The sequence below is a fragment of the Streptomyces sp. enrichment culture genome (assembly GCF_964272855.1).
In the GTDB taxonomy this organism is placed as follows: domain Bacteria; phylum Actinomycetota; class Actinomycetes; order Streptomycetales; family Streptomycetaceae; genus Streptomyces.
In genome coordinates this window covers 8,020,026-8,043,823 of sequence record NZ_OZ186847.1, presented here as the reverse complement: position 1 = coordinate 8,043,823, position 23,798 = coordinate 8,020,026, and the positions used below count along the sequence as shown (strand labels likewise).

At 73.3% G+C, this 23,798-nt stretch carries 22 protein-coding genes and 1 pseudogene; 13 read left to right on the top strand and 10 right to left on the bottom strand.

Annotated features, from left to right (window positions below):
• The first annotated feature begins 26 nt into the window (after positions 1–26).
• Both ACSU6L_RS35870 and ACSU6L_RS35865 read left to right on the top strand, forming a co-directional pair.
• Positions 27–911, top strand: a complete 885-nt coding sequence (locus ACSU6L_RS35870; protein ID WP_437063761.1) for a LysR family transcriptional regulator — start codon at positions 27–29, stop codon at positions 909–911.
• A gap of 25 nt (positions 912–936) precedes the next feature.
• Complete coding sequence (locus ACSU6L_RS35865) at positions 937–1,452, top strand: mycothiol transferase (protein WP_437063759.1); 516 nt, start codon at positions 937–939, stop codon at positions 1,450–1,452.
• On the opposite strand, the gene ACSU6L_RS35860 is transcribed toward ACSU6L_RS35865, so the two are convergent.
• Positions 1,434–2,504, bottom strand: coding sequence for an adenosine deaminase (locus tag ACSU6L_RS35860; protein WP_437063757.1), 1,071 nt, complete (start codon positions 2,502–2,504; stop codon positions 1,434–1,436). The two genes, ACSU6L_RS35865 and ACSU6L_RS35860, sit on opposite strands and share 19 nt — an antisense overlap.
• Positions 2,505–2,550: 46 nt before the next feature.
• On the bottom strand, positions 2,551–2,946 hold the full coding sequence (locus ACSU6L_RS35855) for a VOC family protein (protein ID WP_437063755.1): 396 nt from the start codon (positions 2,944–2,946) through the stop codon (positions 2,551–2,553).
• A gap of 209 nt (positions 2,947–3,155) precedes the next feature.
• Here ACSU6L_RS35855 and ACSU6L_RS35850 point away from each other — a divergent pair, with 209 nt between their 5' ends.
• The gene (locus ACSU6L_RS35850; RefSeq protein WP_437063753.1) at positions 3,156–3,614 is read left to right on the top strand and encodes a pyridoxamine 5'-phosphate oxidase family protein; all 459 of its coding nucleotides are present in this window, start codon (positions 3,156–3,158) and stop codon (positions 3,612–3,614) included.
• 171 nt (positions 3,615–3,785) lie between these two features.
• Entirely contained in the window at positions 3,786–4,772 is a 987-nt protein-coding gene (sph, locus tag ACSU6L_RS35845) for a sphingomyelin phosphodiesterase (protein WP_437063751.1), read from the top strand.
• On the opposite strand, the gene ACSU6L_RS35840 is transcribed toward sph, so the two are convergent.
• The gene (locus tag ACSU6L_RS35840) at positions 4,745–4,999 is read right to left on the bottom strand and encodes a hypothetical protein (RefSeq protein WP_437063749.1); all 255 of its coding nucleotides are present in this window, start codon (positions 4,997–4,999) and stop codon (positions 4,745–4,747) included. The two genes, sph and ACSU6L_RS35840, sit on opposite strands and share 28 nt — an antisense overlap.
• A gap of 14 nt (positions 5,000–5,013) precedes the next feature.
• Here ACSU6L_RS35840 and ACSU6L_RS35835 point away from each other — a divergent pair.
• Both ACSU6L_RS35835 and ACSU6L_RS35830 read left to right on the top strand, forming a co-directional pair.
• Positions 5,014–5,437, top strand: a pseudogene (locus ACSU6L_RS35835) (CatB-related O-acetyltransferase); the annotation flags it as partial.
• 89 nt (positions 5,438–5,526) lie between these two features.
• Positions 5,527–5,982, top strand: a complete 456-nt coding sequence (locus ACSU6L_RS35830; protein ID WP_437063747.1) for an archease — start codon at positions 5,527–5,529, stop codon at positions 5,980–5,982.
• 47 nt (positions 5,983–6,029) lie between these two features.
• On the opposite strand, the gene ACSU6L_RS35825 is transcribed toward ACSU6L_RS35830, so the two are convergent.
• The 6 genes from ACSU6L_RS35825 to ACSU6L_RS35800 form a co-directional block, all read right to left on the bottom strand.
• Positions 6,030–7,439 (bottom strand): RtcB family protein, encoded by a 1,410-nt coding sequence (locus ACSU6L_RS35825; RefSeq protein ID WP_437063745.1) that lies wholly within the window; start codon positions 7,437–7,439, stop codon positions 6,030–6,032.
• A gap of 41 nt (positions 7,440–7,480) precedes the next feature.
• Positions 7,481–9,238: a DNA polymerase/3'-5' exonuclease PolX gene (gene polX / locus ACSU6L_RS35820; protein WP_437063743.1), complete on the bottom strand. Its 1,758-nt coding sequence runs from the start codon at positions 9,236–9,238 to the stop codon at positions 7,481–7,483.
• Between the two features lie 28 nt (positions 9,239–9,266).
• On the bottom strand, positions 9,267–10,604 hold the full coding sequence (locus ACSU6L_RS35815; RefSeq protein ID WP_437063741.1) for a hypothetical protein: 1,338 nt from the start codon (positions 10,602–10,604) through the stop codon (positions 9,267–9,269).
• Positions 10,605–10,670: 66 nt separating this feature from the next.
• The gene (locus ACSU6L_RS35810) at positions 10,671–12,038 is read right to left on the bottom strand and encodes an aldehyde dehydrogenase family protein (RefSeq protein WP_437063739.1); all 1,368 of its coding nucleotides are present in this window, start codon (positions 12,036–12,038) and stop codon (positions 10,671–10,673) included.
• A gap of 336 nt (positions 12,039–12,374) precedes the next feature.
• The gene (locus ACSU6L_RS35805) at positions 12,375–14,498 is read right to left on the bottom strand and encodes an MMPL family transporter (protein ID WP_437063737.1); all 2,124 of its coding nucleotides are present in this window, start codon (positions 14,496–14,498) and stop codon (positions 12,375–12,377) included.
• A gap of 168 nt (positions 14,499–14,666) precedes the next feature.
• A complete protein-coding gene (locus ACSU6L_RS35800; protein WP_437063735.1) occupies positions 14,667–15,164 on the bottom strand; it encodes a MarR family winged helix-turn-helix transcriptional regulator in 498 nt (165 codons plus the stop codon).
• Between the two features lie 177 nt (positions 15,165–15,341).
• On the opposite strand from ACSU6L_RS35800, the gene ACSU6L_RS35795 reads away from it, so the two are divergent.
• From ACSU6L_RS35795 to ACSU6L_RS35770, 6 genes are all read left to right on the top strand, one after another.
• Positions 15,342–16,874 (top strand): SDR family oxidoreductase, encoded by a 1,533-nt coding sequence (locus ACSU6L_RS35795; RefSeq protein WP_437063733.1) that lies wholly within the window; start codon positions 15,342–15,344, stop codon positions 16,872–16,874.
• Complete coding sequence (locus ACSU6L_RS35790) at positions 16,871–18,247, top strand: cryptochrome/photolyase family protein (protein ID WP_437063731.1); 1,377 nt, start codon at positions 16,871–16,873, stop codon at positions 18,245–18,247. The genes ACSU6L_RS35795 and ACSU6L_RS35790 overlap by 4 nt, the downstream gene beginning before the upstream one ends.
• A 41-nt stretch (positions 18,248–18,288) precedes the next feature.
• On the top strand, positions 18,289–19,344 hold the full coding sequence (locus ACSU6L_RS35785) for an acyl-CoA dehydrogenase family protein (RefSeq protein WP_437063729.1): 1,056 nt from the start codon (positions 18,289–18,291) through the stop codon (positions 19,342–19,344).
• A gap of 78 nt (positions 19,345–19,422) precedes the next feature.
• On the top strand, positions 19,423–19,863 hold the full coding sequence (locus tag ACSU6L_RS35780; RefSeq protein ID WP_437063727.1) for an SPW repeat protein: 441 nt from the start codon (positions 19,423–19,425) through the stop codon (positions 19,861–19,863).
• Positions 19,864–20,044: 181 nt separating this feature from the next.
• Positions 20,045–20,308, top strand: coding sequence for a GlsB/YeaQ/YmgE family stress response membrane protein (locus ACSU6L_RS35775; RefSeq protein ID WP_437063725.1), 264 nt, complete (start codon positions 20,045–20,047; stop codon positions 20,306–20,308).
• A gap of 88 nt (positions 20,309–20,396) precedes the next feature.
• Complete coding sequence (locus ACSU6L_RS35770; RefSeq protein WP_365518251.1) at positions 20,397–20,876, top strand: nucleoside deaminase; 480 nt, start codon at positions 20,397–20,399, stop codon at positions 20,874–20,876.
• 270 nt (positions 20,877–21,146) lie between these two features.
• On the opposite strand, the gene ACSU6L_RS35765 is transcribed toward ACSU6L_RS35770, so the two are convergent.
• On the bottom strand, positions 21,147–21,851 hold the full coding sequence (locus ACSU6L_RS35765; RefSeq protein WP_437063722.1) for a chaplin: 705 nt from the start codon (positions 21,849–21,851) through the stop codon (positions 21,147–21,149).
• A 297-nt stretch (positions 21,852–22,148) separates the two neighbouring features.
• On the opposite strand from ACSU6L_RS35765, the gene ACSU6L_RS35760 reads away from it, so the two are divergent.
• Positions 22,149–23,792, top strand: coding sequence for an alpha/beta hydrolase (locus ACSU6L_RS35760; RefSeq protein WP_437063720.1), 1,644 nt, complete (start codon positions 22,149–22,151; stop codon positions 23,790–23,792).
• Positions 23,793–23,798 lie beyond the last annotated feature (6 nt).

Here is a 23,798-nt window from a genome sequence, read left to right as displayed (position 1 = left end):
GAATTCAGCGACTACGCTTCTCGGTCATGGAACTGCGCCAGCTCAGGCACTTCCTCGCGGTCGCCGAGGACCAGCACTTCACCCGCGCGGCCGAACGGCTCATGGTGTCCCAGTCGGGCCTGTCGGCCTCCATCCGGGCGCTGGAGCGGGAGCTGCAGACCCCGCTGTTCGTCCGGACCACCCGCCGGGTGACGCTCACCGAGGCGGGCCGGGCGCTGCGCGTCGAGGCGGAACGCGTCCTCGCGCAGGTGCGGGCGGCGCACGAGGCGGTGGCCGCGGTGCAGGGCGTCCTGCGCGGCACGCTGGCGCTGGGCACCGAGCAGTGCATCGCCGGGGTGCCGGTGGCGGGGCTGCTCGCCGCGTTCCGGCGGCGCCATCCGGACGTGGAGGTCCGGCTGCGGCAGGCGGGCTCGGCGGCGCTGACCGAGGAGGTGGCCGCGGGGCGGCTGGACCTGGCGTTCGCGGTGGGGACGCCCGCGGACACCGAGCAGTTGCGGTCCGTGCGGCTGACCGGCGAGCCGATGACCGTGCTGTGCCATCCGAGCCATCCGCTGGCGGCGACCGGGGCGGCCGTCACGCCGCAGGACGTCGGCGGGGAGGTGTTCGTGGACTTCCACCCGGACTGGGGGCCGCGCCGCACCACCGACGCCGTGTTCGCCGCCGCGGGCGTACGGCGGACCGTGGCGCTGGAGGTGAACGACGTGCACAGCCTGCTCGACCTGCTGGACGAGGACCTGGGCATCGCGGTCGTCCCGCACCACTTCCGGCACAAGCGCCCGTCGCTCACCGCGCTGCCGCTGAAGGGCACCGGCGAGGCCGCGTACGAGACGGTGGCCCTGCTGCCGCCGCCGGAGGCGACCAGTCCGGCCGCCCGGGCACTGATGGCGCTGCTGGAGACGAGGGGCGCGTGAGCGGCGTCCGCGCGATGGTGGACGTATGCACGCGAAGGACATCCTCATCGACGGCTACGGCCGCATCCAGGAAGAAGTCCATGCCGCCGTCGAGGGCCTGTCGGCCGACGAGCTGAACGCCCGGCCCGGCCCCGACGCCAACTCCGTCACCTGGCTGGTCTGGCATCTCACCCGGGTCCAGGACGATCACATCGCGGACGCCGCCGAGCTGGAGCAGGTGTGGCTGACGCAGGACTGGGAGAAGCGCTTCGGCCTCGGGCTGCCGCGCCGGGACACCGGCTACGGGCACAGTTCCGCGAAGGTCGCCAAGGTCCGGGTGGACTCCCCCGGCCTGCTGACCGGGTACTACGACGCCGTGCACGAGCAGACGCTGTCCTTCGTGCGCGGGCTGACCGCCAAGGACCTCGAACGCATCGTGGACGAGCGCTGGGATCCGCCGGTCAGCCTCGGCGTACGGCTGGTGAGCGTCCTGTCCGACGACCTTCAGCACGTCGGACAGGCCGCCTATGCGCGCGGGCTGGTTCAGAGCGCGGCGGCGTAGCCCGGCAGCACGACGTCGTCGATGAGGGCCTTGCGCTCGTCGAACGGGATGAACGCGCTCTTGACGGCGTTCACCGTCACCGTGCGCAGGTCCTCGACGGTCCAGCCCGCCTGCTCGACCAGCAGCGACATCTCGCGGGTCATGGTCGTCCCCGACACCAGACGGTTGTCGGTGTTGAGGGTGACCCGGAAGCCGAGGTCCTTGAGCGCGGTGATCGGGTGCTCGGCGATCGAGGTGGCGGCGCCGGTCTGCAGGTTGGAGGTGGGGCACATCTCCAGGGCGATCCGGCGGTCGCGGACCCAGCCGGCCAGCCGGCCGAGCTTGCCGTCGACGATGTCCTCGGTGATGCGCACGCCGTGGCCGATGCGCTGGGCGCCGCACACCTGGAGGGCCTGGTGGATGCTGGGCAGGCCGTGGGCCTCGCCGGCGTGGATGGTGAACGGCACGCTCTCGTGGCGCAGGTGGTCGAAGGCGGCGAGGTGGTCGGCGGGCGGGAAGCCGTCCTCGGCGCCGGCGATGTCGAAGCCGACGACGCCCGCGTCGCGGTAGGCGACGGCCAGGTCGGCGGTCTCCTTGGTGCGGTCGAACATCCGCATGCCGCACAGCAGGGTGCCGACGCGGACCGGGGTGCCGGCGGCCGCGGCCTTCGCCATGCCCGCCGCGAGGCCCTCCTGAACCGTCTCGACGACCTCGGCGAGCGTCAGACCGCCCTTGAGCATCAGCTCGGGGGCGTAGCGGACCTCGCCGTAGACGACGCCGTCCTCGGCCAGGTCGAGGACGTACTCCTCGGCGGTGCGCAGCAGGCCCTCGCGGGTCTGCATCACGGCGAGGGTGTGCTCGAAGGTGGCGATGTAGCGGACCAGGTCACCGGAGTTCGCGGCCTCGAAGTACCAGGCGGCCAGCTCGTCGGGGTCGGTCGTGGGCAGGGCGTGGCCGGCCTCGCGGGCCAGCTCCACGACGGTCGCGGGGCGCAGGCCGCCGTCGAGGTGGTCGTGCAGGACGGCCTTGGGGAGGCGGCGGAGGACGTCGGTGTCTATGCGCGTAGATGACATGTGTGGTGGTTCCTCGGCAGGTCGGTGAGCGGAGTTCGGGGGTGAGTCAGGAGGCGGCGGGCTGGAGCAGATCCCAGCGGTTGCCGTACAGGTCCTGGAAGACGGCGACCGTGCCGTACGGCTCGCGCCGCGGTTCCTCCAGGAAGGTCACGCCCGCGGCGCGCATCCGGGCGCGGTCGCGGGCGAAGTCGTCGGTGTGCAGGAAGAAGCCGACCCGCCCGCCGGTCTGGTCGCCGATCCGGCCGCGCTGGGCCTCGCCCTTGGCGCGGGCCAGCAGCAGGGCGGCACCGGCACCTTCGGCCGCGGGCTCGACGACGACCCAGCGGGAGCCGTCCGGACGCGGGGCGTCCTCGGCGAGCCGGAATCCCAGTGCCTCGGTGTAGAAGCGGATCGCCTCGTCGTAGTCGTCGACGACGAGGGTGACCAGGGCGATGCGTCTCATCGAAGCCTTTCGGGAGGTGCGATTGACCGGAGAGGTTATACGTAAAACTTCGCGGATGCCAGTCCCGGATGCCGCTCGGACAGCCGCCACCCGATGCCCCGGGGGCGCGGCAGCGTGCCGAGGCAGGTCCCGTCCTAGGCCGAAAGCCCCGTACGGCACTCCGCCCCCGGTCCGACGTGGCGCCCGCGCGCTGCCGCTACCGTCGCCGCATGAAGATCACCAAGGCCCCGCGCACCCCCGCGCGGCGCAAGCAGGACGTCCTGGACCGGCTGGAGCGGGAGGAGGACGTGTGGGTGGCGTCGGCGAGCGGTGACGGCACGCCGTGGCTGGTCGCGCTCTGGTTCCTGTGGGACGGGGAGGCGGTGTGGCTGGCCACCCGGACGACCAATCCGACGGGCCGCAACCTGCGCGACGGCCGCCGGGCCCGGCTCGCGTTCGGGGACACGCAGGACGTGGTGCTGATCGACGGGGACGTGGAGACGTTCACGCGGGACGAGATGCCGGCTGCGACCGTGCGGGCCTACGTCGACAAGTACGGGTGGGATCCCGGCCGGGACGCGCCGTCCTACGCGTGCTTCCGCGTCCGCCCGCGGGATGTGCAGGCCCTGCGCGGGCAGCACGAGATGGCGGGGCGGTATGTGATGCGGGACGGGGCGTGGGCGGTCTGACGGCACGCGCGGGTGAACGGCCCGGCATCGCGCAGGTGTTGACGGCGACAAGGTTTGCCACCCGGCGTACCTCCGCCCGACATTCTCTTCCCGCACGGTGGTTACCTGAGAGTAATTCCCAGTGGTTTGATGTGCGGCGCCACTCAGCCCCCTCACCCACAGGGAGATCCAGTGCCGTTCCCCACCGCGCGCCGCACCCCGGCCGCAGCCGTGCTCGCCCTCGCCCTCGCCACCGCCGGGCTCGCGGGCACGGCACCCACCGCGACGGCCGCCGAGCAGGCGCCGCCGGTGCGGGTCCTGTCGTACAACGTGTTCCTCTTCAGCAAGTCCCTGTACCCGAACTGGGGTCAGGACCACCGCGCCGCCGAGATCGCGAAGGCGCCGTTCTTCCACGGCAACGACGTGGTGGTGCTCCAGGAGGCGTTCGACAACTCCTCCTCGGACGCGCTGAAGCGGGCCGCCGCGGGCGCCTACCCGTACCAGACGCCGGTGGTGGGCCGCTCCAAGGACGGCTGGGACGCGACGGGCGGCGCCTACTCGGCGACGACGCCGGAGGACGGCGGGGTCACCGTGCTCAGCAAGTGGCCGGTCCTGCGCAAGGAGCAGTACGTCTTCAAGGACGCGTGCGGGGCGGACTGGTGGTCCAACAAGGGCTTCGCGTACGTGGTGCTGAACGTGAACGGGTCCAAGGTGCACGTCGTGGGCACCCACGCCCAGTCGACCGACCCGGGCTGCGACGCCGGCGAGGCGGCCGCGACGCGCAGCCGGCAGTTCAAGGCGATCGACGCGTTCCTCGACGCGAAGAACATCCCGGCCGGCGAGCAGGTGCTGGTCGCCGGTGACCTGAACGTGGACTCGCACAGCGCCGAGTACGCCTCGATGCTCGCCGACGGCGGCCTGGTCGGCGCCGAGGCCCGCACCGGGCACCCGTACTCCTTCGACACCGAGGACAACTCAATCGCCCGCGACCGCTACCCCGACGACCCCCGCGAGGACCTCGATCACGTCCTCCACCGTGCGGGCCACGCCCGTCCGGCGGTGTGGAAGAACGACGTGGTGAAGGAGACGTCGGCGCCCTGGACGGTGTCCAGTTGGGGCACCTCGTACACGTACACCAACCTGTCGGACCACTACCCGGTGACCGGCCACGCGGGCTGAGCGGCGGGGTCGTCGTGAGCGCACTCTCGTCGAGCAGCAGGATCATGAGTGCCCGGAGCGCAGAACTTGCCGATGATCTGCTTCTGCGGCCCGTAGTGGTGGAGCACGTTGCGCGTCTCGCACGCGGTCGGGTCGTCCGGGTCGTCGTAGCAGGAGTACTCCCCGACCTCGATCAGCGGGGACTTCACCAGCGGCTTGAGCAGCACGACGCGCGGCTGGTCGGGCATCGGACGGAGAACCGTCGGGCGTGCGGTTCACCATGAACGGCGCCAACCACCGGATGGACGGCCCCTCGGCCTTCCCCTTCCCCACCATGGGCGGCTCGTGGGCCGAGCACTTCGACCTGCTCACCGGCCTGCCCAACCGGGGGGGACACCGTCGTCGGCGACGACGTATGGTTCGGCCACGGCACCACGGTGATGCCCGGCGTCCGGATCGGACACGGCGGGATCATCGCCTCCGGTGCCGTGGTGACCGGCGACGTACCCGACTACGGCATCGTCGGCGGCAACCCGGCCCGCCTCATCCGCACCCGCTACAGCGCCGAGGACGTCGCCCGGCTGCTGGCGGTGGCCTGGTGGGACCGGCCGGCGGAGCACATCACCGAGCACGTGCGGGCGATCATGTCGGGCAGCGTCGCCGATCTCGAGGCCGCCGCGCCGGGCAGGGCGGCCGGATCCGCCCCGCGACGTGCGGATCTCAGGCCCGGGGGCGCGGCGTGTGCGGCGGGGCCGGGAGGGGAACTCGGCGTGGCATGGTCGGGGACACGGACGACGACATCGCCGTGCGACGGCGAGGTACGAGCGGTCACCGGGCGTCCGGGCACACGGCCGACGTACGGATCGAGGCATGGGGCGCCGATCGGGAGAGCTGCCTGCTGGAGGCCGTACGGGGCATGGTCGAGTGCTTCGTGGACGTGACCGGTGCGCACACCACCTCCGTGGTACGGGTACGGCTGCCCGACGAGGGCGACGAGGAACTGCTGGCGGCCCTGCTGGACGAAGTGGTCTACCGGCTGGAGGTGCGCGGCGAGATCCCGGTGGACGTGGCCGCCGCCCCCGCCGACGGGGCGCTGGACGTGCGGTTCGCCATGGCGGAGCTGAAGAGCGTGGAGATCACCGGGGCCGTGCCGAAGGCCGTCGCCTGGCACGAGCTGCGCATCCGGCCCGACGCGTACGGCTGGTCGTGCGCGGTGACGATCGACGTGTGAACGACCGACGTGTGAGCAGCGGGTCCGCCGGAGCAGCGCAAGGCTCTTCAGCCCTTCACCACCCCCAACGGCACGAGCCGCGCCACAGTCCGGCACAGTCCCGCGCCCTCGCTGGCGGCGACCACCGCGCCGACGTCCTTGTAGGCCTCCGGGGTCTCCTCGGACAGGCCCCGCCACGAGCGGGGGCGGACCGCGATGCCCGCGCGTTCCAGGCGGGCCCGCAGCTCTCTGCCGGTGACCGTGCGGGCGGCCTCGTGGCGGCTCATTCGACGCCCGGCGCCATGGCAGGTGGAGGCGAAGGCGTCACCGCCGGTGACCCCGGCGAGGACGTAGGAGGCGGTGCCCATGGTGCCGGGGATCAGCACCGGCTGGCCCGACTCACGCAGATCGGCGGGCAGCTCGGGGTGGCCGGGCGGGAAGGCGCGGGTGGCGCCCTTGCGGTGCACGCACAGCGGGCGGGGCCGCCCGTCGACGTGGTGGGTCTCCAGTTTGGCCAGGTTGTGGGAGACGTCGTACACCAGGGAGAGGTGTGCTCCCGAGACGCGGCGGAAGACCTTGCGGGCCGCGTACGAGAGCAACTGGCGGTTGGCACGGCCGTAGTTGGCGGCGGCGGCCATCGCGCCGAGGTAGGCGCGGCCCTCCGGGGAGTCCACCGGAGTGCAGGCGAGTTGCCGGTCGGGGACGGTGATGCGGTAGCGGGCCATGGCGCGGTCCATCGCCCGGACGTGGTCGGTGCAGATCTGGTGGCCGAGGCCGCGCGATCCGCAGTGGATCATCACGCACACCTGTCCGGCGGCGATCCCGAAGGCCGCGGCGACCGTCTCGTCGTAGACCTCGGAGACCTCCTGCACCTCCAGGAAGTGGTTGGCGGAGCCGAGGCTGCCGACCTGGCCCAGGCCGCGTTCGCGGGCCCGCTCGCCGACCTCGCGCACCTCGGCGTCGTCGACCGCCCCGCCGTCCTCGCAGCGGAGCAGGTCGCGTTCCTCGCCGTACCCGTGGCCGACGGCGTAGCGGGCGCCGCCTTCGAGGATGCGGTCGAGTTCGCCGGGGCCGGGCCGCCACACCCCGCCGGGTCCGGCGCCGCGCGGGATCGCCCGGTCCAGGCCGTCCATGATCGCGCCGAGCACCGGGGTGAGTTCGGCGCGGTCGCGGTCGGCGGCCAGCAGCCGCACCCCGCAGGAGATGTCGAAGCCGACGCCGCCCGGGGAGATCACTCCGCCCTCCTCGACGGCGGTCGCGGCGACGCCGCCGATGGGGAAGCCGTAGCCCCAGTGGATGTCGGGCATGGCGTAGGAGGCGCTGACGATGCCGGGCAGGGTGGCCACGTTGGCGACCTGCGCCAGGGACTGCTGGGCGTCGGCGAGCAGGTCGCGGGAGGCGAAGACCACGCCGGGCACCCGCATGGCGCCGTGCGGGTCGAGGCGGAAGCGGTGGGGGGTTTCCTCGACGAGTTCCATGGCTGGTTCCTCGCGGTTAGGGGTGCCGCGGGCGCGCCGGGTCACCGCCCCTTGCGGAGGAAGCGGCGCAGCCGGGTGAGCGGCCAGGTGTTGATCACGTCGTCCTTGGTGAGCCAGCCGCGCTGGGCGGTGCCCACGCCGTAGCGCAGGTTGTCCAGGTGGGGCACGGCGTGGGCGTCGCTGTCGACGGCGAACTTCGCCCCGTGCCGCCGGGCCCGCAGGATGTCCTCGTCGCGCAGGTCGAGCCGGTCGGGGTGGGCGTTGATCTCGAGGGCGGTGCCGGTCCGGGCGCAGGCGGCGAAGACGGCGTCGAGGTCGGCGTCGATGCCGGGCCGCTTGCCGATGATCCGGGTGGTGGGGTGGCCGATGACGTTGACGTACGGGTTCTCGCAGGCGCGTACGACGCGGCGGGTCAGCGCCTCGCGGTCCTGGTTGAAGTGGGAGTGCACGGAGGCCACGCACAGGTCGAACCCGGCCAAAAACCCGGCGGGCCAGTCGACCTCGCCGTCGGGTCCGATGTTCAGCTCGGCACCGTGCAGCAGCCGCATCCCGCCCTGCTCGCCGGTGGCCTCGCGTCGGCCGTGCCGGCCGTAAGTGCCGTCCAGTTGGCGCACCCGCTCACGCTGGGCGAGCATCCGCTCGTCGGTCATGCGCTGCATGGCCATGTCGGGGCCGTGGTCGGTGACGGCGTAGTAGGCGTAGCCGCGCGCGGCCGCCGCGGCGACCATCTCCTCCAGCGGGGCGAGGCCGTCGGTGAGGTCGGTGTGGGTGTGCAGGTCGCCCCGGACGTCCCGCTCGGTCACCAGCTCGGGGAGTTCACCGTTCAGGCCGGCCTCGATCTCGCCGCGGTCCTCGCGCAGGGTCGGCGGGATCCACGGCAGGCCGAGCCGGTCGTACACGTCCTCCTCCGTCTCCGAGACGATCTTCTCGCCGCTCTCGGCGTCGTACAGCCCGTATTCGGAGAGTTTCAGGCCCTGGCGCACGGCCAGCTCGCGGGTGCGGATGTTGTGCGCCTTGGAGCCGGTGAAGTACTGCAGGGCCGCTCCCCAGGAGTCCGGCGGGACCACCCGCAGGTCGACGGCGAGCCCCTTCGCGGTGCGCACGGAGGTCTTGGTACGGCCCTGGGCGATGACCTCGGTGACGTACGGCAGTTCGGTGAACGTCCGGGTCACCGGTGCCGAGTCCTCGGCCGCGACCAGCACGTCGATGTCCCGGATGGTCTCGCGTACCCGGCGCAGGGAGCCGGCGTAGGCGCAGCGGCGGCAGCCGGTGGCGCCGGAGAGTTCGCCGACGATCGTCTCGGCGGCGTCCATGGCGATGTCGATGAGGACGCGGCCGCCCGCGGACTGGAGGAGGCCGATGCCGTGGAGGATGTTCTCCTCGGTCCGGGGTCCGAAGCCCTTCAGGTCGCGCAGGCGTTCGGCGTGGATGGCGTCGACGAGTTCGTCGACGGAGGCGATGCCCAGCTCCTCGTAGAGAAGATGGGCCTTCTTCGGGCCGAGGGTGGGGATGGCCGTGAGGCGGCGGACACCGGCGGGGATCTTCGCCCGCAGCTCCTCGACGGCGGGGACGGCGCCGGTGCGGAGGTACTCGACCACCTTCTCGGCGACCGACCGGCCGACCCCGGGGATCTCCTGGAGCCCCTTCACGTCGAGGCCGGACACATCGGCGTGGTGGCCGCCGATCGCGCGGGCGGCCTTCTCGTAGGCGCGTGCCTTGAACGCGTCCCCTCCGGTGATCGAGATCAGGTCCGCGTACTCGGAGAACAGCGCGGCGACCTCGTCGTTGGAACGAGCCACGCTTCCAGGGTAGGCGCGGCGGCGGCGCTCATGCCGTCATCGCCATGTCGGCGGCGTCCCGGTAGCGCAGCACCACGCCGATGCCGTCCGTCAGGGGCACTCGGTCGGACGGCGGCACGATCAGCTCGGCTCCGGTGCGCACGGCGGCGGCGAGCAGCGCCGCGTCGGCCGGTTCCTCGTGGACGGAGAGCGTGCCGTACGCCTCCAGCTCCGCCGCCGACACGGCGATCTGCGTCGGATCGGAGCCCGTCCAGAGCCGGTCGGGCAGCCGCAGCGCGTCGGTGAGCAGCACCGCCCGCGCCTGCCGACGCTGCAGTGCGGTGACGGCGGCGGCGACGCCCTCGGACTTCGGCCGATGCCGGGCGCGCTGGGCGAAGAACGTGTCCAGCTGGTGCTGGTCCGCCGACCTGAGCCGACCGCGCAGCAGCCGGGCGAGGTGCGGGTGGGCCGTCTCGGGGCGCAGGGTCCCGGGCTCCTCGTCGACCGTGGTCAGCTTGTTCTGGAGGTGGATGGGCAGCCGGTTGACGAGCACACCCGACAGCCAAGGATCGCCCGCGTCACGGCAGACCAGGACCACCTCCGCCGCGTGCCGGTCCGCCAGCTCGGTCAGCTCCCGGGCGAGGCGCGGGGCGGTCCGCTGCCAGTCCCCCACGGGGACCCGGCGGCTCAGCCGCGGTCCGGGCCGGACACGGCCGGCGGGCCAGTGCGCGGTCTCGCAGGTGAGGAGGATGTGGGGGGTGGGGTCGGGGCCGCCGGGTGTGGTGTCGGCGTCGAGCTCCTCGTATGGCGCGTATGTGTCGTATGTGTCGTAGGTTTCGTACGTTTCGTATACCTCGGACGCCTGGGATGCCTGGGACCGCTCGCGCCCTTCGTGCCCTTCGCGCCCTTCGTAGCCGTCGTATCCGTCGAGTTCGTCCAGACCGTCGTACTGGTCGTGCCCGTCGGGTGTGGGCTCCTCGTCCGGGGGCGGCTCCCGGCGCGTGATCGTGATCGCGGCGTACGGGATGTCCGGCGCGTGCCGGACGGCGAGCGGGAGGGCGTCGGGCAGATCGTCGAAGCGGGCGCGGTCCTCGTCGGGCGGGTCGGGCAGGTCCGCCGCCAGGACGAGGCGTCCGTGCGCGGCGAAAAGGGCCTGCCCCGGCGCGTCCGTCGTCCCCGCGGCCGCCTCCACGGCGGAGACGGTGGCCGGGTCGGCGCCCTGGGCGAGCAGGGTGTCGAGCACGGCGCCGGGGGCGCGGGAGCTGTCGAGGTAGGCGGTGGCCCAGGGGCCGGGGGTGGCGAAGAGCGGGTCGAGGAACGAGAGCTTCATGGTCGGCTCGGGGTGGTGGTGCCGTACGGTGTTCCGCGCCCGGACGAGTACCCCCACCCCCCTGGCGCCATGCGACGCCCCTCGGCCGCGCCGGCCTGCCCCCGTACCCCGGCCGGATCAAACTCAGCGGCTTCTCCTCAGCGGCTTCTCCAGCACCGCCTTGCGGTGGCTGAAGGTCTCGATGGAGTAGCGGCCGTGGTAGCTGCCCATGCCGCTCTCCCCCACCCCGCCGAACGGCAGGTCGGAGACGGTGAGGTGGGCGAGGGGCAGACCGTGTCCGAGGCCGCCGGAGGAGGTCTCGGCGGCGATACGGGCCCGGGTGTCGTCGGACTCCGAGAAGACGTACAGGGCGAGCGGCTTGTCACGGTCGTTGACGAAGGCGATCGCCTCGTCGAGCCCCGGCACGGTGACGATGGGCAGGATCGGGCCGAAGATCTCCTCCCCCATGACCGGCGACTCGGGGTCGACGTCGGCGAGGATGGTCGGCGCGATGTACTTGGCCGTACGGTCGCGGGCGCCGCCCACGACGACGCGGCCCGAGTCGAGCAGGCCGGCGAGCCGGTCGAAGTGGCGTTCGTTGACGATGCGGCCGTACTCGGGGGACGTGGACGGGTCGGTGCCGAAGAGCGCCTCGACCGAGCGGGCCAGCGCCGGTTCGAGGGCGGCGGCGGTCGCCGGGTCGGTGAGGACGTAGTCGGGGGCGACACAGGTCTGGCCGGCGTTGAGGAACTTGCCGCGGACGAGACGGTCGGCGACGACGTCGAGGTCGGCGTCGCGGTCGACGAACGCCGGGGACTTGCCGCCGAGTTCCAGGGTGACCGGGGTGAGGTGCTCGGCGGCGGCACGCATGACGATCCGGCCTACGGTGCCGTTGCCGGTGTAGAAGATGTGGTCGAAGCGCTCGGCGAGCAGCGCGGTGGTCTCCGGCACGCCGCCCTCGACGACCGCGACCGCCTCGGTGTCCAGGTAGGCGGTGACGAGGCGGGCCAGCACGGCGGAGGTGGCGGGGGCCAGCTCACTGGGCTTGGCGACGACGGCGTTGCCCGCGGCGAGGGCGCCGATCATGGGGGTGAGCAGGAGCTGCGCCGGATAGTTCCAGGGGGCGATCACCAGGACGACGCCGAGCGGGTCGTACTGCGTCCAGGCGCGGGCGTCGGCGCCGAGGTGCGCGGGGACCGGGGCCGGCTCCGGGCGCAACCAGTCGTCGAGGTGGTCGAGGGTGTGGTCGATCTCGCGGACGGTGAAGTCGATCTCCGTGCGGTAGGCCTCGGTGCTGCTCTTGCCCAGATCGGCGTGGAGGGCGGCGGCCAGCTCGGGGCCGTTCTCCGCGACCATGTCCCGCAGCCGGCGCAGCTGGGCGGTGCGCCATTCGACGGGCTTGGTACGGCCACTGCGGAAGGTCCGCCGAAGACGGGCGACGGTGTCGGCGGGCTTCTCGAACCGCTCGGACGGCTCGGACTGCTCGGACTGCTCGGGGCTGGGGTGGTTCACGGTGCCTCGCTGGGGTGGGCGCGGGCTGGTGGGCCCGGGGTGGTGGTCAATGTCGATGCATACGCCAACCTTTCAGGTACCAAAATACATTCCGGTGGGAGCGGGTGGCGAGGCCGGATGCCAGGGGCGCCGGCGGAGTGGCGGCTGCGGGCATGGTCCGCGCTCGGCGTGACGGGCCTCGTCGCAGGACTCGCCTCCGGCATGCACGTTCGACGACGCCGGCGACTACTACGTCCTGGCCGACGACACCGGTCAGATCTACCGGATCGACGTCACAAGCCGGGCCCGTGCACCTCTGGGACGACGGCTGACCCCCCGCCGCTCCCGCCGGTCGGCTCAGCTCACCGGTGCACCCGGCCGCGCCCTCGTGTCCGCGTTCCCGCCGTCCCCGCTCCGGGCGAGCCGTCCCGGCCACCAGGCGCGTGGCCCGATGTCCCGTACCAGCGCGGGCACCAGCAGGGATCGTACGACGAGGGTGTCGAGCAGCACGCCGAAGGCGACGATGAACGCGATCTGCGTGAGGAACGCCAGCGGGATCACCCCGAGGGCGGCGAAGGTCGCGGCGAGCACCACGCCGGCGGAGGTGATCACCCCGCCGGTGCTCACCAGGCCCCGCAGCACGCCCTGGCGGACACCGTGCCGCAGGGATTCCTCTCGGACGCGGTCCATCAGGAAGATGTTGTAGTCGACGCCGAGGGCCACCAGGAAGACGAACCCGTACAGCGGCACGGACGGGTCGGTGCCGGTGAAGCCGAGCACGTGCTCGAAGACGAGTGCGGAGACTCCGAGGGTGGCGAGGAAGTTGAGCGCCACGGTCGCCACCAGCAGGGCCGGCATCAGCAGGGAGCGGAGCAGCACCGTGAGGATGACGAAGATGATCGCCAGCACCACGGGGACGATGAGGGAGCGGTCCCGCTCGGCGGTCCGCAGGGTGTCGTACTGCTGGGCGGTGTAACCGCCGACCTTGGCGTCCGCGCCGGGCACCGCGTGCAGTGCCGTGCGCAGCCGGGCGACGGTGTCCTTGGCGGCGTCGCTGTCGGCGGCGGCCCGGAGCGTCACGTCGACGCGGACGCGGCCGTCGACCACGAGGGGCGCGCCGCCGGGGCGCCCGCTCTCGGTGGCTCCGGCCGCGGCGGCGACGCCCTCGGTGTCGCGTGCGGCGGCCAGGACCTGGGGCAGCCGGTCGGCGTCCGCGACGACCACGGTGGGGTTGCCGGAGCCGCCGGGGAAGTGCCGGCCGAGCGTGACCTGGGCGGCGACGGAGGGCGCGTCGTTCACGAACGTCTCGTCGAGCGGCACGCCCTTGGAGGTGAGGGCGGGCGCGAACGCGGCGCAGGCGAGCAGGCCCGCGAGCGACAGCGCCCAGACCCGGCGCGGGGCCCGGTCGACCAGGGCCGCGACGCGCTGCCAGATCCCGGTGCCGCTGTCGGGGTCCTGTGCGGGGCGCGGCTTGGCGGGCCAGAAGGCGGCGCGGCCGAGCAGGGCGAGCACGGCGGGCAGGAAGGTGAGCGAGCTGAGGACGGCGCAGCCGATGCCGATGGCGCCGACCGGGCCGAGTGCCCGGTTGTTGGTGAGGTCGCTGATCAGCAGGGCGAGCAGGCCGAGGGCCACGGTGGCGGCGCTCGCCACGACGGCGCCCCAGGAGCGGCGTACGGCGGCGGTGACGGCCGCGTACCGGTCGGCGCGGGCGGCCAGCTCCTCGCGGTAGCGGGCGGTGACGAGCAGCGCGTAGTCGGTCGCCGCGCCGATGACGAGGATCGAGAGGATGCCCTGCACCTGTCCGTCGACGCGCAGCACGTCCCGGTCGGCCAGCGCGTAGACGACGGCGCAGGCGAGTCCGAGCGCGAACACCGAGCCCAGGATGATCACCAGCGGGAGGAGCACGCTCCGGTAGACGAGCAGCAGGATGACGAGGACGGCGGCGAGCGCCACGCCGAGCAGCATCCCGTCGATGCCGGCGAAGGCATCGGACAGGTCCGCCTGGGTCGCGGCGGGTCCGGCCAGCTGGACGGTGGTGCCGGGGACGCGCTCGGCGGCGGCACGGACGCGTTCGAGGGTGCCGGGGAGTTCGTCGCCTAGGTCGGGGCGCAGCGGCACGACACCGCGGAGGGCCTTGCCGTCGTCGGAGAGCAGGGCCGGGGACACCTGGCCGGCGACGCCGGGCGCGTCGGCGAGTCCGGTGAGCGCGTCCGCGGCGGCCTCGCGCCGGTCCGCCAGGGGCGCGTTCCCGTCGTCGGTCCAGACGACGATGGCGGGCAGCGTCTCCTCCTGCCGGAAGGCGCGCTGTTCCGCGATGACCTCGGTGGATTCGGCGCTGCGCGGCAGGAAGGCGGCCTGGTCGTTGGTCGCGACCTCGCCGAGCCGGCCGGCGAAGGGGCCGAGGGTGCCGCCGATGCCGAGCCATACGGCGAGCAGCAGCAGGGGGACGAGCAGTCGGGCACGTCGGGGGCTGGGGGACATGTTCTCCGGGCTCCGCAGGGGTGGACGGGCGCAACTCAGTAGCTCAACGGAAAAGAATCTTAATGATTGAGCTATCTAGGCTGATCGTAGACGACGCGGTCTCTTCGGCGTAGAGGCGGGCCCCGGATGCGGCGGCTCGCCGGACAGGCGACCGTGCGGCTCGCTCGTTCAGCGGCCGTGCGGCTTGATCCCGGACAGTTCCTCGTTCAACGCGGCGAGGAAACGCAGCACGACGGCCAGTTCGTCCTGGTCGAAGCGGTCGGTGGCGGCCCGCGTCGCCTCCGCCAGCGGGCGGAAGTACAGGCGGGCGGCCGGGCGGGCGTCGGCCGCGTAGTGCAGGTGGACCACCCGGCGGTCTGCGCTCTCCCGGACCCGGCGGATGTGACCGGCGCGTTCGAGCCGGTCCACGCACGCCGTCACGGCACCGGAGGTCAGGCCCAGGTGCTCCCGCAGCCGCCCGGGGGTCATCGGCTCCTCGGCGTCGAGGATCGCGGCGAGCGCGTGGACATCCGTGGCGTGCAGCCCGTGGTCCCCGGCGAAGCCCTGCATCAGGCGGTTGAGTTCGCCGTTCAGCCGCCGCAGGTGGACGGCGAAGGAGGACAGGTCGGACCCCGCGGGGGGCTCCGGGCGGCTCGTCGGCTGCTCCCGGTCTTCTGCTGTGGCCACACGATCAGCCTATAGAAGGGGCGCCGGCCTCGGACGTCCCGGCCCCGGACGCCCCGGCCCCGGCGTCCGCCGTTCGAGGCACACCGCGTCCGAAATCGCCCCCGGGGGAAGTCTTGGGCAGCGACCCGGCGTGGAACCCGTCGGGGGCGATCGCGTATTCCGAGGGAGCGAGCTCCGATGAACGCTGACGACACGCCCGGCGAGCCCCCGCGCTGCCTGGTGACCGGTGCCACGGGCTACATCGGCGGCCGGCTGGTGCCGGAGCTGCTGGCGGCCGGATACCGGGTGCGCTGTCTGGCCCGCACGCCCGGCAAGCTGCGCGACCACCCCTGGGCGGCCGACGTGGAGATAGTGCGCGGGGACGTCACGGACGACGCCTCGATGGCCGCCGCCCTGCGTGAGGTGGACGTGGCGTACTACCTGGTGCACGCGCTGGGCTCCGGCAAACACTTCGAGGAGACCGACCGGCGGGCGGCGCACGTCTTCGCCCGGCAGGCCCGCGCCGCGGGTGTGCGGCGCCTGGTCTACCTGGGCGGGCTCACCCCGGCGGGCGTGCCCGAGCGGGAACTGTCGCCGCACCTGCGTTCACGGGCGGAGGTGGGCCGCATCCTGCTGGGGTCCGGCGTCCCCACGACCGTGCTGCGCGCGGCGGTGATCCTCGGCTCCGGCTCGGCCTCCTTCGAGATGCTGCGGTATCTGACCGAGCGGCTGCCGGTGATGGTCACGCCGAGCTGGGTGCGCACCCGGATCCAGCCGGTCGCCGTCCGGGACGTCCTGCGGTCCCTCGTCGGCAGCGCGGACATGCCGGCGGAGGTGAACCGGGCGTTCGACATCGGCGGCCCGGAGGTGCTGACGTACCGGGACATGATGCTGCGGTACGCGCGGGTGGCCGGTCTGCCGCGACGGTTGGTCGTGCCCGTCCCGGTGCTCAGCCCCGGGCTGTCGAGTCAGTGGGTGGGCCTGGTGACGCCGGTGCCCGCGTCCCTCGCCCGGCCGCTCGCCGAGTCGCTGCGCCACGAGGTGGTCTGCCGCGAGCACGACATCGCCGCGTACGTCCCGGATCCCCCGGGCCATCCGCTCGGCTTCGACGAGGCGGTGCGGCTGGCGCTGCAACGGGTGAAGGACGCCCAGGTCACCACCCGCTGGTCCAGCGCCTCCGTCCCCGGCGCCCCCAGCGATCCGCTGCCCACCGACCCGGGCTGGGCGGGGGGCAGCCTGTACACGGACGAGCGGGAGATCACGGTGAACGCGTCGCCGCAGGCGCTGTGGCGGGTCATCGAGGGGATCGGCGGGGAGAACGGCTGGTACTCCTTCCCGCTCGCCTGGGCGGTGCGCGGCCGGCTGGACCGGCTGTTCGGCGGGGTCGGCCTGCGGCGCGGACGCCGGGACGCGGAGCGGCTGCGGGCCGGCGACTCGCTGGACTTCTGGCGGGTCGAGGAGATCGAACGCGGCCGGCTGCTGCGGCTGCGGGCGGAGATGCGGCTGCCGGGTCTGGCGTGGCTGGAGATGTACGCCGAGCAGAACGGTGACGGGCGGACCCGGTACCGGCAGCGTGCCCTGTTCCACCCGCACGGTCTGCTCGGCCAGGCCTACTGGTGGGGCGTGTCCCCGTTCCACGCCCTGGTCTTCGGCGGCATGGCCCGCAACATCGCCCGGGCCGCGGCGCGGACCCCGGCGCCGGTGCCGCCGCCTTCGGGAGCCACGCCGTGAACGCGGACGTCTCGGTCGTCCTGTTCACCTGTGATCTGCGGCTGCACGACCATCCGCCGCTGCGGGCCGCCCTGGACGGCGCCCGCCGGGTGGTGCCGCTGTTCGTGCACGACCGCGCGGTGACCGCCGCCGGGTTCGACGTGCCGAACCGGCGGGCGTTCCTCGCCGACTGCCTGGCCGATCTGGACGCGGGCCTGCGCCGGCGCGGCGGGCGGCTCGTCGTCCGGTCGGGCGACGTGGTGCGGGAGGTGTGCCGGGTGGCCGCCGAGGCGGACGCCGCCGAGGTGCGTGTGGCGGCCGACGTCAGCGCCTTCGCCCACCGCCGCGAGGAGCGGCTGCGCCGCGCCCTGGAGGCGGAGGGGCGTCGGCTGCATGTGCACGACGCGGTGAGCTGGGCGGTCGCGCCCGGTGCGGTGACGCCGTCCGGCTCCGATCACTTCGCGGTGTTCACGCCGTACTTCCGGCGCTGGTCGGGGCATCGGCTTCGCGATCCGCTCGCCGCGCCCCGGGCGGTACGGGTCCCCGACGAGGTCGGCTCGGAAGGCGTCCCCACCCGCGACGAGGTCGCCGGACGGTCGCCCGGCCTGGCCGTCGGCGGGGAACAGGAGGGCCGGCGGCGGCTCACGGCATGGCTGCGCTCCGGACTCGCCGAATACCCCGACCGGCACGACGACCTGGCCGGTGACGCCACCTCCCGGCTGTCCCCGCATCTGCACTTCGGCACCCTCTCCCCCGTCGAGCTGGTGCAACGGGCGCGCCGCGCGGGCGGTCCGGGCGCGGAGGCATTCGTACGGCAGCTTGCCTGGCGCGACTTCCACCGCCAGGTGCTGGCGGCCCGGCCGGACGCGGCCGGCGCCGACTACCGTACGCGGCACGACCGCTGGCGTTCCGCACGCGCCGCGCACGACGACATCGAGGCCTGGCGGGAGGGCCGTACCGGCTACCCGGTGATCGACGCGGCGATGCGCCAGCTGCGCCACGAGGGCTGGATGCACAACCGGGGGCGCCTGCTGACGGCGAGTTTCCTGACCAAGACGCTGTACGTCGACTGGCGGGTCGGCGCCCGCCACTTCCTGGACCTGCTGGTGGACGGCGATGTGGCCAACAACCAGCTGAACTGGCAGTGGGTGGCCGGAACCGGCACCGACACCCGCCCGAACCGGGTCCTCAACCCGGTCGCCCAGGGCAGGCGGCACGACCCCGACGGCGACTACGTCCGCCGCTGGGTGCCGGAACTGCGGGACGTGGCGGGGGCCGCGGTGCACGAGCCGTGGAAGCTCGGGCGCGAGCGGGCCGCGATCGGCTACCCGGACCCGGTCGTCGCCCTCGCGGACGGGCTGGCCCGCTTCCGGCGGGCCCGGGGGCGCGACTGACGGTCCGCCCCGTGGTGGCCGAGCGCCACGACAATGGCGTCATGACCACCACACCGCATCCGCTCGTCGCCCGTGCCCACCGGCTCGCGCGGGACCTCCTCGCCCCGCAGGCCGAACGGGTGGACCAGGAGGGCGTGCCCGCGAGTCACCTGGCCGCGGTCCGGGAGTCCGGGCTGCTCGGGGTGAGCGCTCCGGAGGAGTACGGCGGCGCGGGCGCCCCCGACGCGGTCGCCCGGGAGATCCAGGAGATCCTGGCCGGGGCGTGCGGCTCGACGTGGTTCGTGCAGACGCAGCACCACACGCCGGTCCGGCTCCTCGCCCGCACCGGACTCCCCGTGCGGGAGCGGCTGCTGCGTCCGCTGGCGACCGGTGAACTGCTGGCGGGCATCGCGTACGCCCATGTGCGGGCCTTTCCCCGGGTCCCGGTGCGGGCGACGGCCGAGCGGGGCGGCTGGCGGTTCGACGGCAGGGTTCCCTGGTACACCGGCTGGGGACTGAACGACGTGATGCTGCTCGCGGGTGTGACGGAGACGGCCGAGGTGGTGTTCGCGTTCACCGACGCACGGGAGCAGCCGGGGCTGCGCGCCTCGCCGCCGATGCGGCTCGCGGCGCTGACCGCCGCCCGGACGGTGTCCCTGGACCTGGACGGACTGTGGGTGCCCGGCGAGTCGGTCGTGCTGCACACGCCTCGGGAGCGGTTCGCCGCGACGGACATCCCGCGCAGCGCGAACACCTCCCCGGCCGTCTTCGGGGTGGCGTACGCGGCCCTGCGGCTGCTGGACGACGCCGGCGGCGCCCGGGAGACGGCGGACGCCCTGCGCGCCCGGCTCGACGAGGTGCGCCGACGGGCCTACGCCCTCGCCGACCATCCGGTGCCGCACGAGCACGTCGAGGAACGGCTGGCGCTGCGGACCCGGGCGCACGACCTGCTACGGGCGGCCACGACCGCCGCGGTGGTGGCCGGGGGCGGCCGGGCCATGAGCCTGGACAGCCCGGCCCAGCGGCTGGCCCGCGAGGGGATGTTCCTGCTGATCCAGGGGCAGACGGCGCCGGTGCGCGAGGCGCACTTGGCGGCGCTACACATAAGGACGAAATAAGCGCATTATGAACTTACACCGCGCTTATGGCATACCACACCAGACGCGGCCAGGCCTGCTAGTCAAAGGAGACGAGTCATGGCCAACGTTTCCCCCACCAGAGGTGACATGACCGGCCACCCCGATGTGCACGAGATGCGGGATCGGTACGCCCGTATGCTCGGCGGTCGCGATGTGGCGCTCGTGGACGGGCCGGTGTTCCTGCTCGGCCTGTACTGCGCCGTATCCCCCTGGATACTCCACTACTCGACCAGCCAGCCCTCCCTGACGCCGCACAACCTGATCATCGGGCTCGCGATCTGCGTACTGGGCCTCGGTTTCACCCGGGCCCCTGAACGCATGTACGGCCTGAGCTGGGCGTGCTGCGCGCTGGGCGTGTGGATGATCATCTCGCCGTGGATCGTGGGCAGCAGCCCGGACGCGGGTGTCGTGTGGAACAACATCATCATCGGCGCACTGGCCCTGATCCTGGGCATGGTCTGCGCCGGTACGGCGATGAAGAGCGCCCCCAGGCCGTGAACCGCCGCCCGAGGAGGCGGCGCGAGGAGCGGTGAGGCCGGTCGTTCGGACCGGCCTCACCGCCGTTTTCGCCCATTCACCCGCTTTGTCCCCGGAGTGGTCCGCGACCTGGCGGGCACCCGCACTCCAGCGGGCGACCCTTCACAAGACCCCGACAATCGAAGGACTTGAAGGAGCAGACATGGAGATATCGGGCATCATCAGTGCCCTTGTCATCGGCATCGTCATCGGCGTGCTGGGCCGGCTCGTCGTGCCCGGTCGGCAGCGGATCGGGATCCTGTGGACCATCCTGGTCGGCATCGTGGCCGCGCTCATCGGCTCGGCACTCGCCGCCGCGCTGGGCGTGGGCGACACCAACGGCGTCGACTGGGTGGAATGGCTCATCCAGATCGCCCTGGCCGCGCTGGGTGTGGCCGCCCTCGACCGGTCCAAGGTGGGGCGCTGACGGGCCCCGACGGGCGCTGACGCGGGCCGGCCGAGCGCAGGCCGGCAAGATCACGTCACGTTCGCGTCGCGGAGGAGAGTCGTACACGATGGCCGTGAAGGACACCGAGCTGCCGTATCTGCGGCGCTGCGTGGAGCTGGCGGAGCAGGCACTGGAGGCCGGGGACGAGCCCTTCGGGTCGGTGCTGGTCGGCGCGGACGGCACGGTGCTCGCCGAGGACCACAACCGGGTGGCGTCCGGCGACCGCACCCGGCATCCGGAGTTCGAACTGGCCCGCTGGTCGGCGGCCAGGCTGTCGCCCGAGGAGCGGGCGGCGGCGACGGTGTACACCTCCGGCGAGCACTGCCCGATGTGCGCGGCCGCGCACGCCTGGGTGGGTCTGGGGCGGATCGTGTACGTGGCGTCCTCCGCACAGCTGACCGAGTGGCTGGCGGAGTTGGGGGTGCCCGGGGCGCCGGTGCGGGCGCTGCCGGTCCAGGAGGTGGCGCCCGGGGTGACGGTCGACGGCCCGGTGCCCGAACTGACGGACGCGGTACGGCGGTTGCATCACCGTTTCCACGGCCGCTGAGCCTCAGCCGAAGCGGTCGAGTCGCTGTACGTCGAAGCCGTACGTTTACGGCGCATATGTGCGACTCTGCGCCTGAGGGACCGTCCCGACGCGGCGATTTCCTTGCTGCCGGTCGACCCCACGACCGGGCCGGGCGCCGCACCCAGCGCATGCGGCGCCCTCACCCGCGGCTCCGCCCGGCACGTACGTCCGGCGTCCACGCATGAGCAGTGGAACGGCGGAAGGCCTGCCGGGCGGCCGCCGGCGGGCCTTCTGTCGGTGGGGGTGCGGTCAGCGGGCGTTTCCCGGCCTGGCCCTGCGGTAGAGCGCGGCGCCGCCGAGGACGAGGGCCGTCGCGCCGACGGCCGCGGGCAGCATCGCGTCGCTGCCCGTCACGGCGAGGACAGGCGTGGTGGGCTGCTCCGGCGCGTGCGGGGTGGGCCTGGGGACGGGGGTGGTCTCGCCCGTGGGCGGCGACTCGGGCTCGGGGCGTGGCTCGGTGGGCTCTTCGGGGGTGACGGGCGGCGTCGGCTCGCCGGGCCCCTCCGGCTCCTCACCCGGGGCGTTCACGGACTCGTTGCCGATGGCCGGGTTGCCTACGCCGACCACGTTCACGGAGTTGCCGCTGACGTTGACCGGCAGATCGACGGGGAGCTGCACTCCGTTGCCGGAGATCACCCCGGGCGAGTCCGTCGCGGCGCCGTCCGCGTGCGCCCCGCCGCCGGAGACGCTGGAGGCCTCCTCCGGAGTGCCGCCGCCCTTGTTGGCGCAGCCGTTGCCGACGGCGGGGTTCAGGAGCCCCACCACGTTCACCGTGTTCCCGCACGCGTTGACCGGTACGTGCACCGGGAGCTGGATGGTGTTCCCGGAGATCACCCCGGGCGAGCCGGCCGCGCCGCCGTCGGCCTCGGAGTCGGCGTGCGCCGGCAACGTCAGTGCCATCGCGCCGGACGCGGCGGCGACGGCGAACACACCGTTACGGGTAGCCCGTCTCATGGGTCTCTGCCTTCCAGACATCGACACGGGCTCTCGCCCGCGCCGGCTCAGCGGGTGCTCACCCGCAACGGATAAAACGCGGGCGACCCGTCCGGGTTATGGCTTGTCCCCCGTTCACCCCATCGAGTGGGTCCGCGGTCGAACCGGCGACAGGACGTCCGCACCGGAAGTGAGAGCGGCGCAGGGTACTCCCTCCCGGCCGCCCGCGCCCGCCCGGAGGCGGCCCTTCCGGCAGCCGCCTATCGTGAGCGAGGGTGCTGGTCACCGGTCCGCGGCCTGGCGCCCGTGGAGGCATCGATGCCGGCAAAGCCGTCGACGTGGCCCGCACTGCGACGCCGCGCACTCATGGGGGCCGTCTCCGGGACGCTGCTGTGCGCGGGACTTCCGGCCGCGGCGGCGGACGACGGCCGGCCCGACCTGTCCCGCTTCTACGACCAGAAGGTCGTGTGGGGCCCGTGCGAGGGCATGCAGATGCCGCAGGACCTGCAGTGCGGCAAGGTCACGGTCCCCCTCGACCACGCCCGGCCCGAGGCCGGAACCCTCGACCTGGCGCTGGCCCGCTACCGGGCCAGCGGCGACAGACGCGGCTCGGTGGTGCTGAACTTCGGCGGTCCCGGCGGCGCGGGCGTCACCGAACTCGCTCGCAGCGGCAAGGAGTTCATGGACCTCACCGACACCTACGACGTGGTGAGCTTCGACCCGCGCGGCGTCGGCCGGTCCTCCCCCGTCAGCTGCGGCGGCTCGTACGCGACCGCCGGCGACGACACCGACGACGTACTGCGCGATCCGCGGGACATGCTGAGCCGGTTGAAGCGGGCGGCCGACGCCTGTGCGGAGCACTCGGGACCGGTCCTGCCGCACATCGGCACCGTGAACGCCTCCCGCGACCTGGACGTCATCCGGCAGGCGCTGGGCGACAAGAAGCTCAACTACCTCGGCTTCTCCTACGGGACGCGGCTCGGCGCGGTGTACGCGGCGCAGTTCCCGGACCGGGTGGGCCGGCTCGCCCTGGACGGCGTGGACACCCTCACGGCACCGCTCACCGAGCAGGGGATCGCGGGGGCCCGGGGCCAGCAGACGGCCCTGGAGGACTTCCTGGACTGGTGTGTCGAGGACATCGCCTGCCCGTTCGGGCAGGACGCGCGCACCGCGCGGGAGGAGGTGCTGCGGCTGGTCCGCTCGCTGGACCAGGATCCGCTGCCGACCGACTTCGGCTACGAGTTCACCGGCCAGGACCTGGTGGGCGCCATCGGACAGGCGCTCTACAGCCGGGAGTTGTGGCCCATGCTGGAGCGGGCGCTGGCCTCGCTGGTCGAGGACGGCGACACCCGCCGCATCGAGGCGTTCGTGACGGGCGGCTACTCGGTCCCGGGCGTCCCGGGTGTGCCAGGTGTACCGGGCATCCCGGGTGTCCGGGAGCGCCCGGACACCGAACGCCCGCGGGAGACCGGACCGGAGACCGACGGGGGCCTGACCGACGAGGAGGACATCCCCCTCGACAACCTCGCCGCGGCGCTGATGGCGATCAACTGCGCGGACGATCCCGATCGCCCCACGGCCGACCAGGTCACCCGTGACCTCGGCCGGCTGCGCGCCGCGTACGAGCAGGCCTCGCCGGTCTTCGGCCGGTACCGGCTCACCGAGGTGCTGCTGTGCTACGGCCGCCCCCGGGGCACCGATTACATACGCGACGAGGTGAAGGACGTCGACACCCCGAAGCTGCTGCTGGTGGGCACCCGGGGCGACCCTGCGACGCCGTACCGCTGGACCGTGGAGACCGCGGACCGGCTCGGCTCGTCGGCCGTCGTCCTCGACAACAGGGCCGACGGGCACACCGGGTACGGCTCGTCGAAGTGCGTGCACCGCAAGGTCGACGACTTCCTGCGGTACGGCTCGCTGCCCGCGAACGGGAGTTCGTGCGGCGCTGAGGAGCGGCAATGAGCATTG

Bases quoted from the DNA above. Each gene is read 5' to 3' on its own strand.
- ACSU6L_RS35870 (WP_437063761.1), top strand. From the start codon at position 27: ATGGAACTGCGCCAGCTCAGGCACTTCCTCGCGGTCGCCGAGGACCAG.
- ACSU6L_RS35865 (WP_437063759.1), top strand. From the start codon at position 937: ATGCACGCGAAGGACATCCTCATCGACGGCTACGGCCGCATCCAGGAA.
- ACSU6L_RS35860 (WP_437063757.1), bottom strand. From the start codon at position 2,504: ATGTCATCTACGCGCATAGACACCGACGTCCTCCGCCGCCTCCCCAAG.
- ACSU6L_RS35855 (WP_437063755.1), bottom strand. From the start codon at position 2,946: ATGAGACGCATCGCCCTGGTCACCCTCGTCGTCGACGACTACGACGAG.
- ACSU6L_RS35850 (WP_437063753.1), top strand. From the start codon at position 3,156: ATGAAGATCACCAAGGCCCCGCGCACCCCCGCGCGGCGCAAGCAGGAC.
- ACSU6L_RS35840 (WP_437063749.1), bottom strand. From the start codon at position 4,999: ATGCCCGACCAGCCGCGCGTCGTGCTGCTCAAGCCGCTGGTGAAGTCC.
- ACSU6L_RS35830 (WP_437063747.1), top strand. From the start codon at position 5,527: ATGGTCGGGGACACGGACGACGACATCGCCGTGCGACGGCGAGGTACG.
- ACSU6L_RS35825 (WP_437063745.1), bottom strand. From the start codon at position 7,439: ATGGAACTCGTCGAGGAAACCCCCCACCGCTTCCGCCTCGACCCGCAC.
- ACSU6L_RS35805 (WP_437063737.1), bottom strand. From the start codon at position 14,498: ATGTCCCCCAGCCCCCGACGTGCCCGACTGCTCGTCCCCCTGCTGCTG.
- ACSU6L_RS35795 (WP_437063733.1), top strand. From the start codon at position 15,342: ATGAACGCTGACGACACGCCCGGCGAGCCCCCGCGCTGCCTGGTGACC.
- ACSU6L_RS35785 (WP_437063729.1), top strand. From the start codon at position 18,289: ATGACCACCACACCGCATCCGCTCGTCGCCCGTGCCCACCGGCTCGCG.
- ACSU6L_RS35780 (WP_437063727.1), top strand. From the start codon at position 19,423: ATGGCCAACGTTTCCCCCACCAGAGGTGACATGACCGGCCACCCCGAT.
- ACSU6L_RS35775 (WP_437063725.1), top strand. From the start codon at position 20,045: ATGGAGATATCGGGCATCATCAGTGCCCTTGTCATCGGCATCGTCATC.
- ACSU6L_RS35770 (WP_365518251.1), top strand. From the start codon at position 20,397: ATGGCCGTGAAGGACACCGAGCTGCCGTATCTGCGGCGCTGCGTGGAG.
- ACSU6L_RS35765 (WP_437063722.1), bottom strand. From the start codon at position 21,851: ATGAGACGGGCTACCCGTAACGGTGTGTTCGCCGTCGCCGCCGCGTCC.
- ACSU6L_RS35760 (WP_437063720.1), top strand. From the start codon at position 22,149: ATGCCGGCAAAGCCGTCGACGTGGCCCGCACTGCGACGCCGCGCACTC.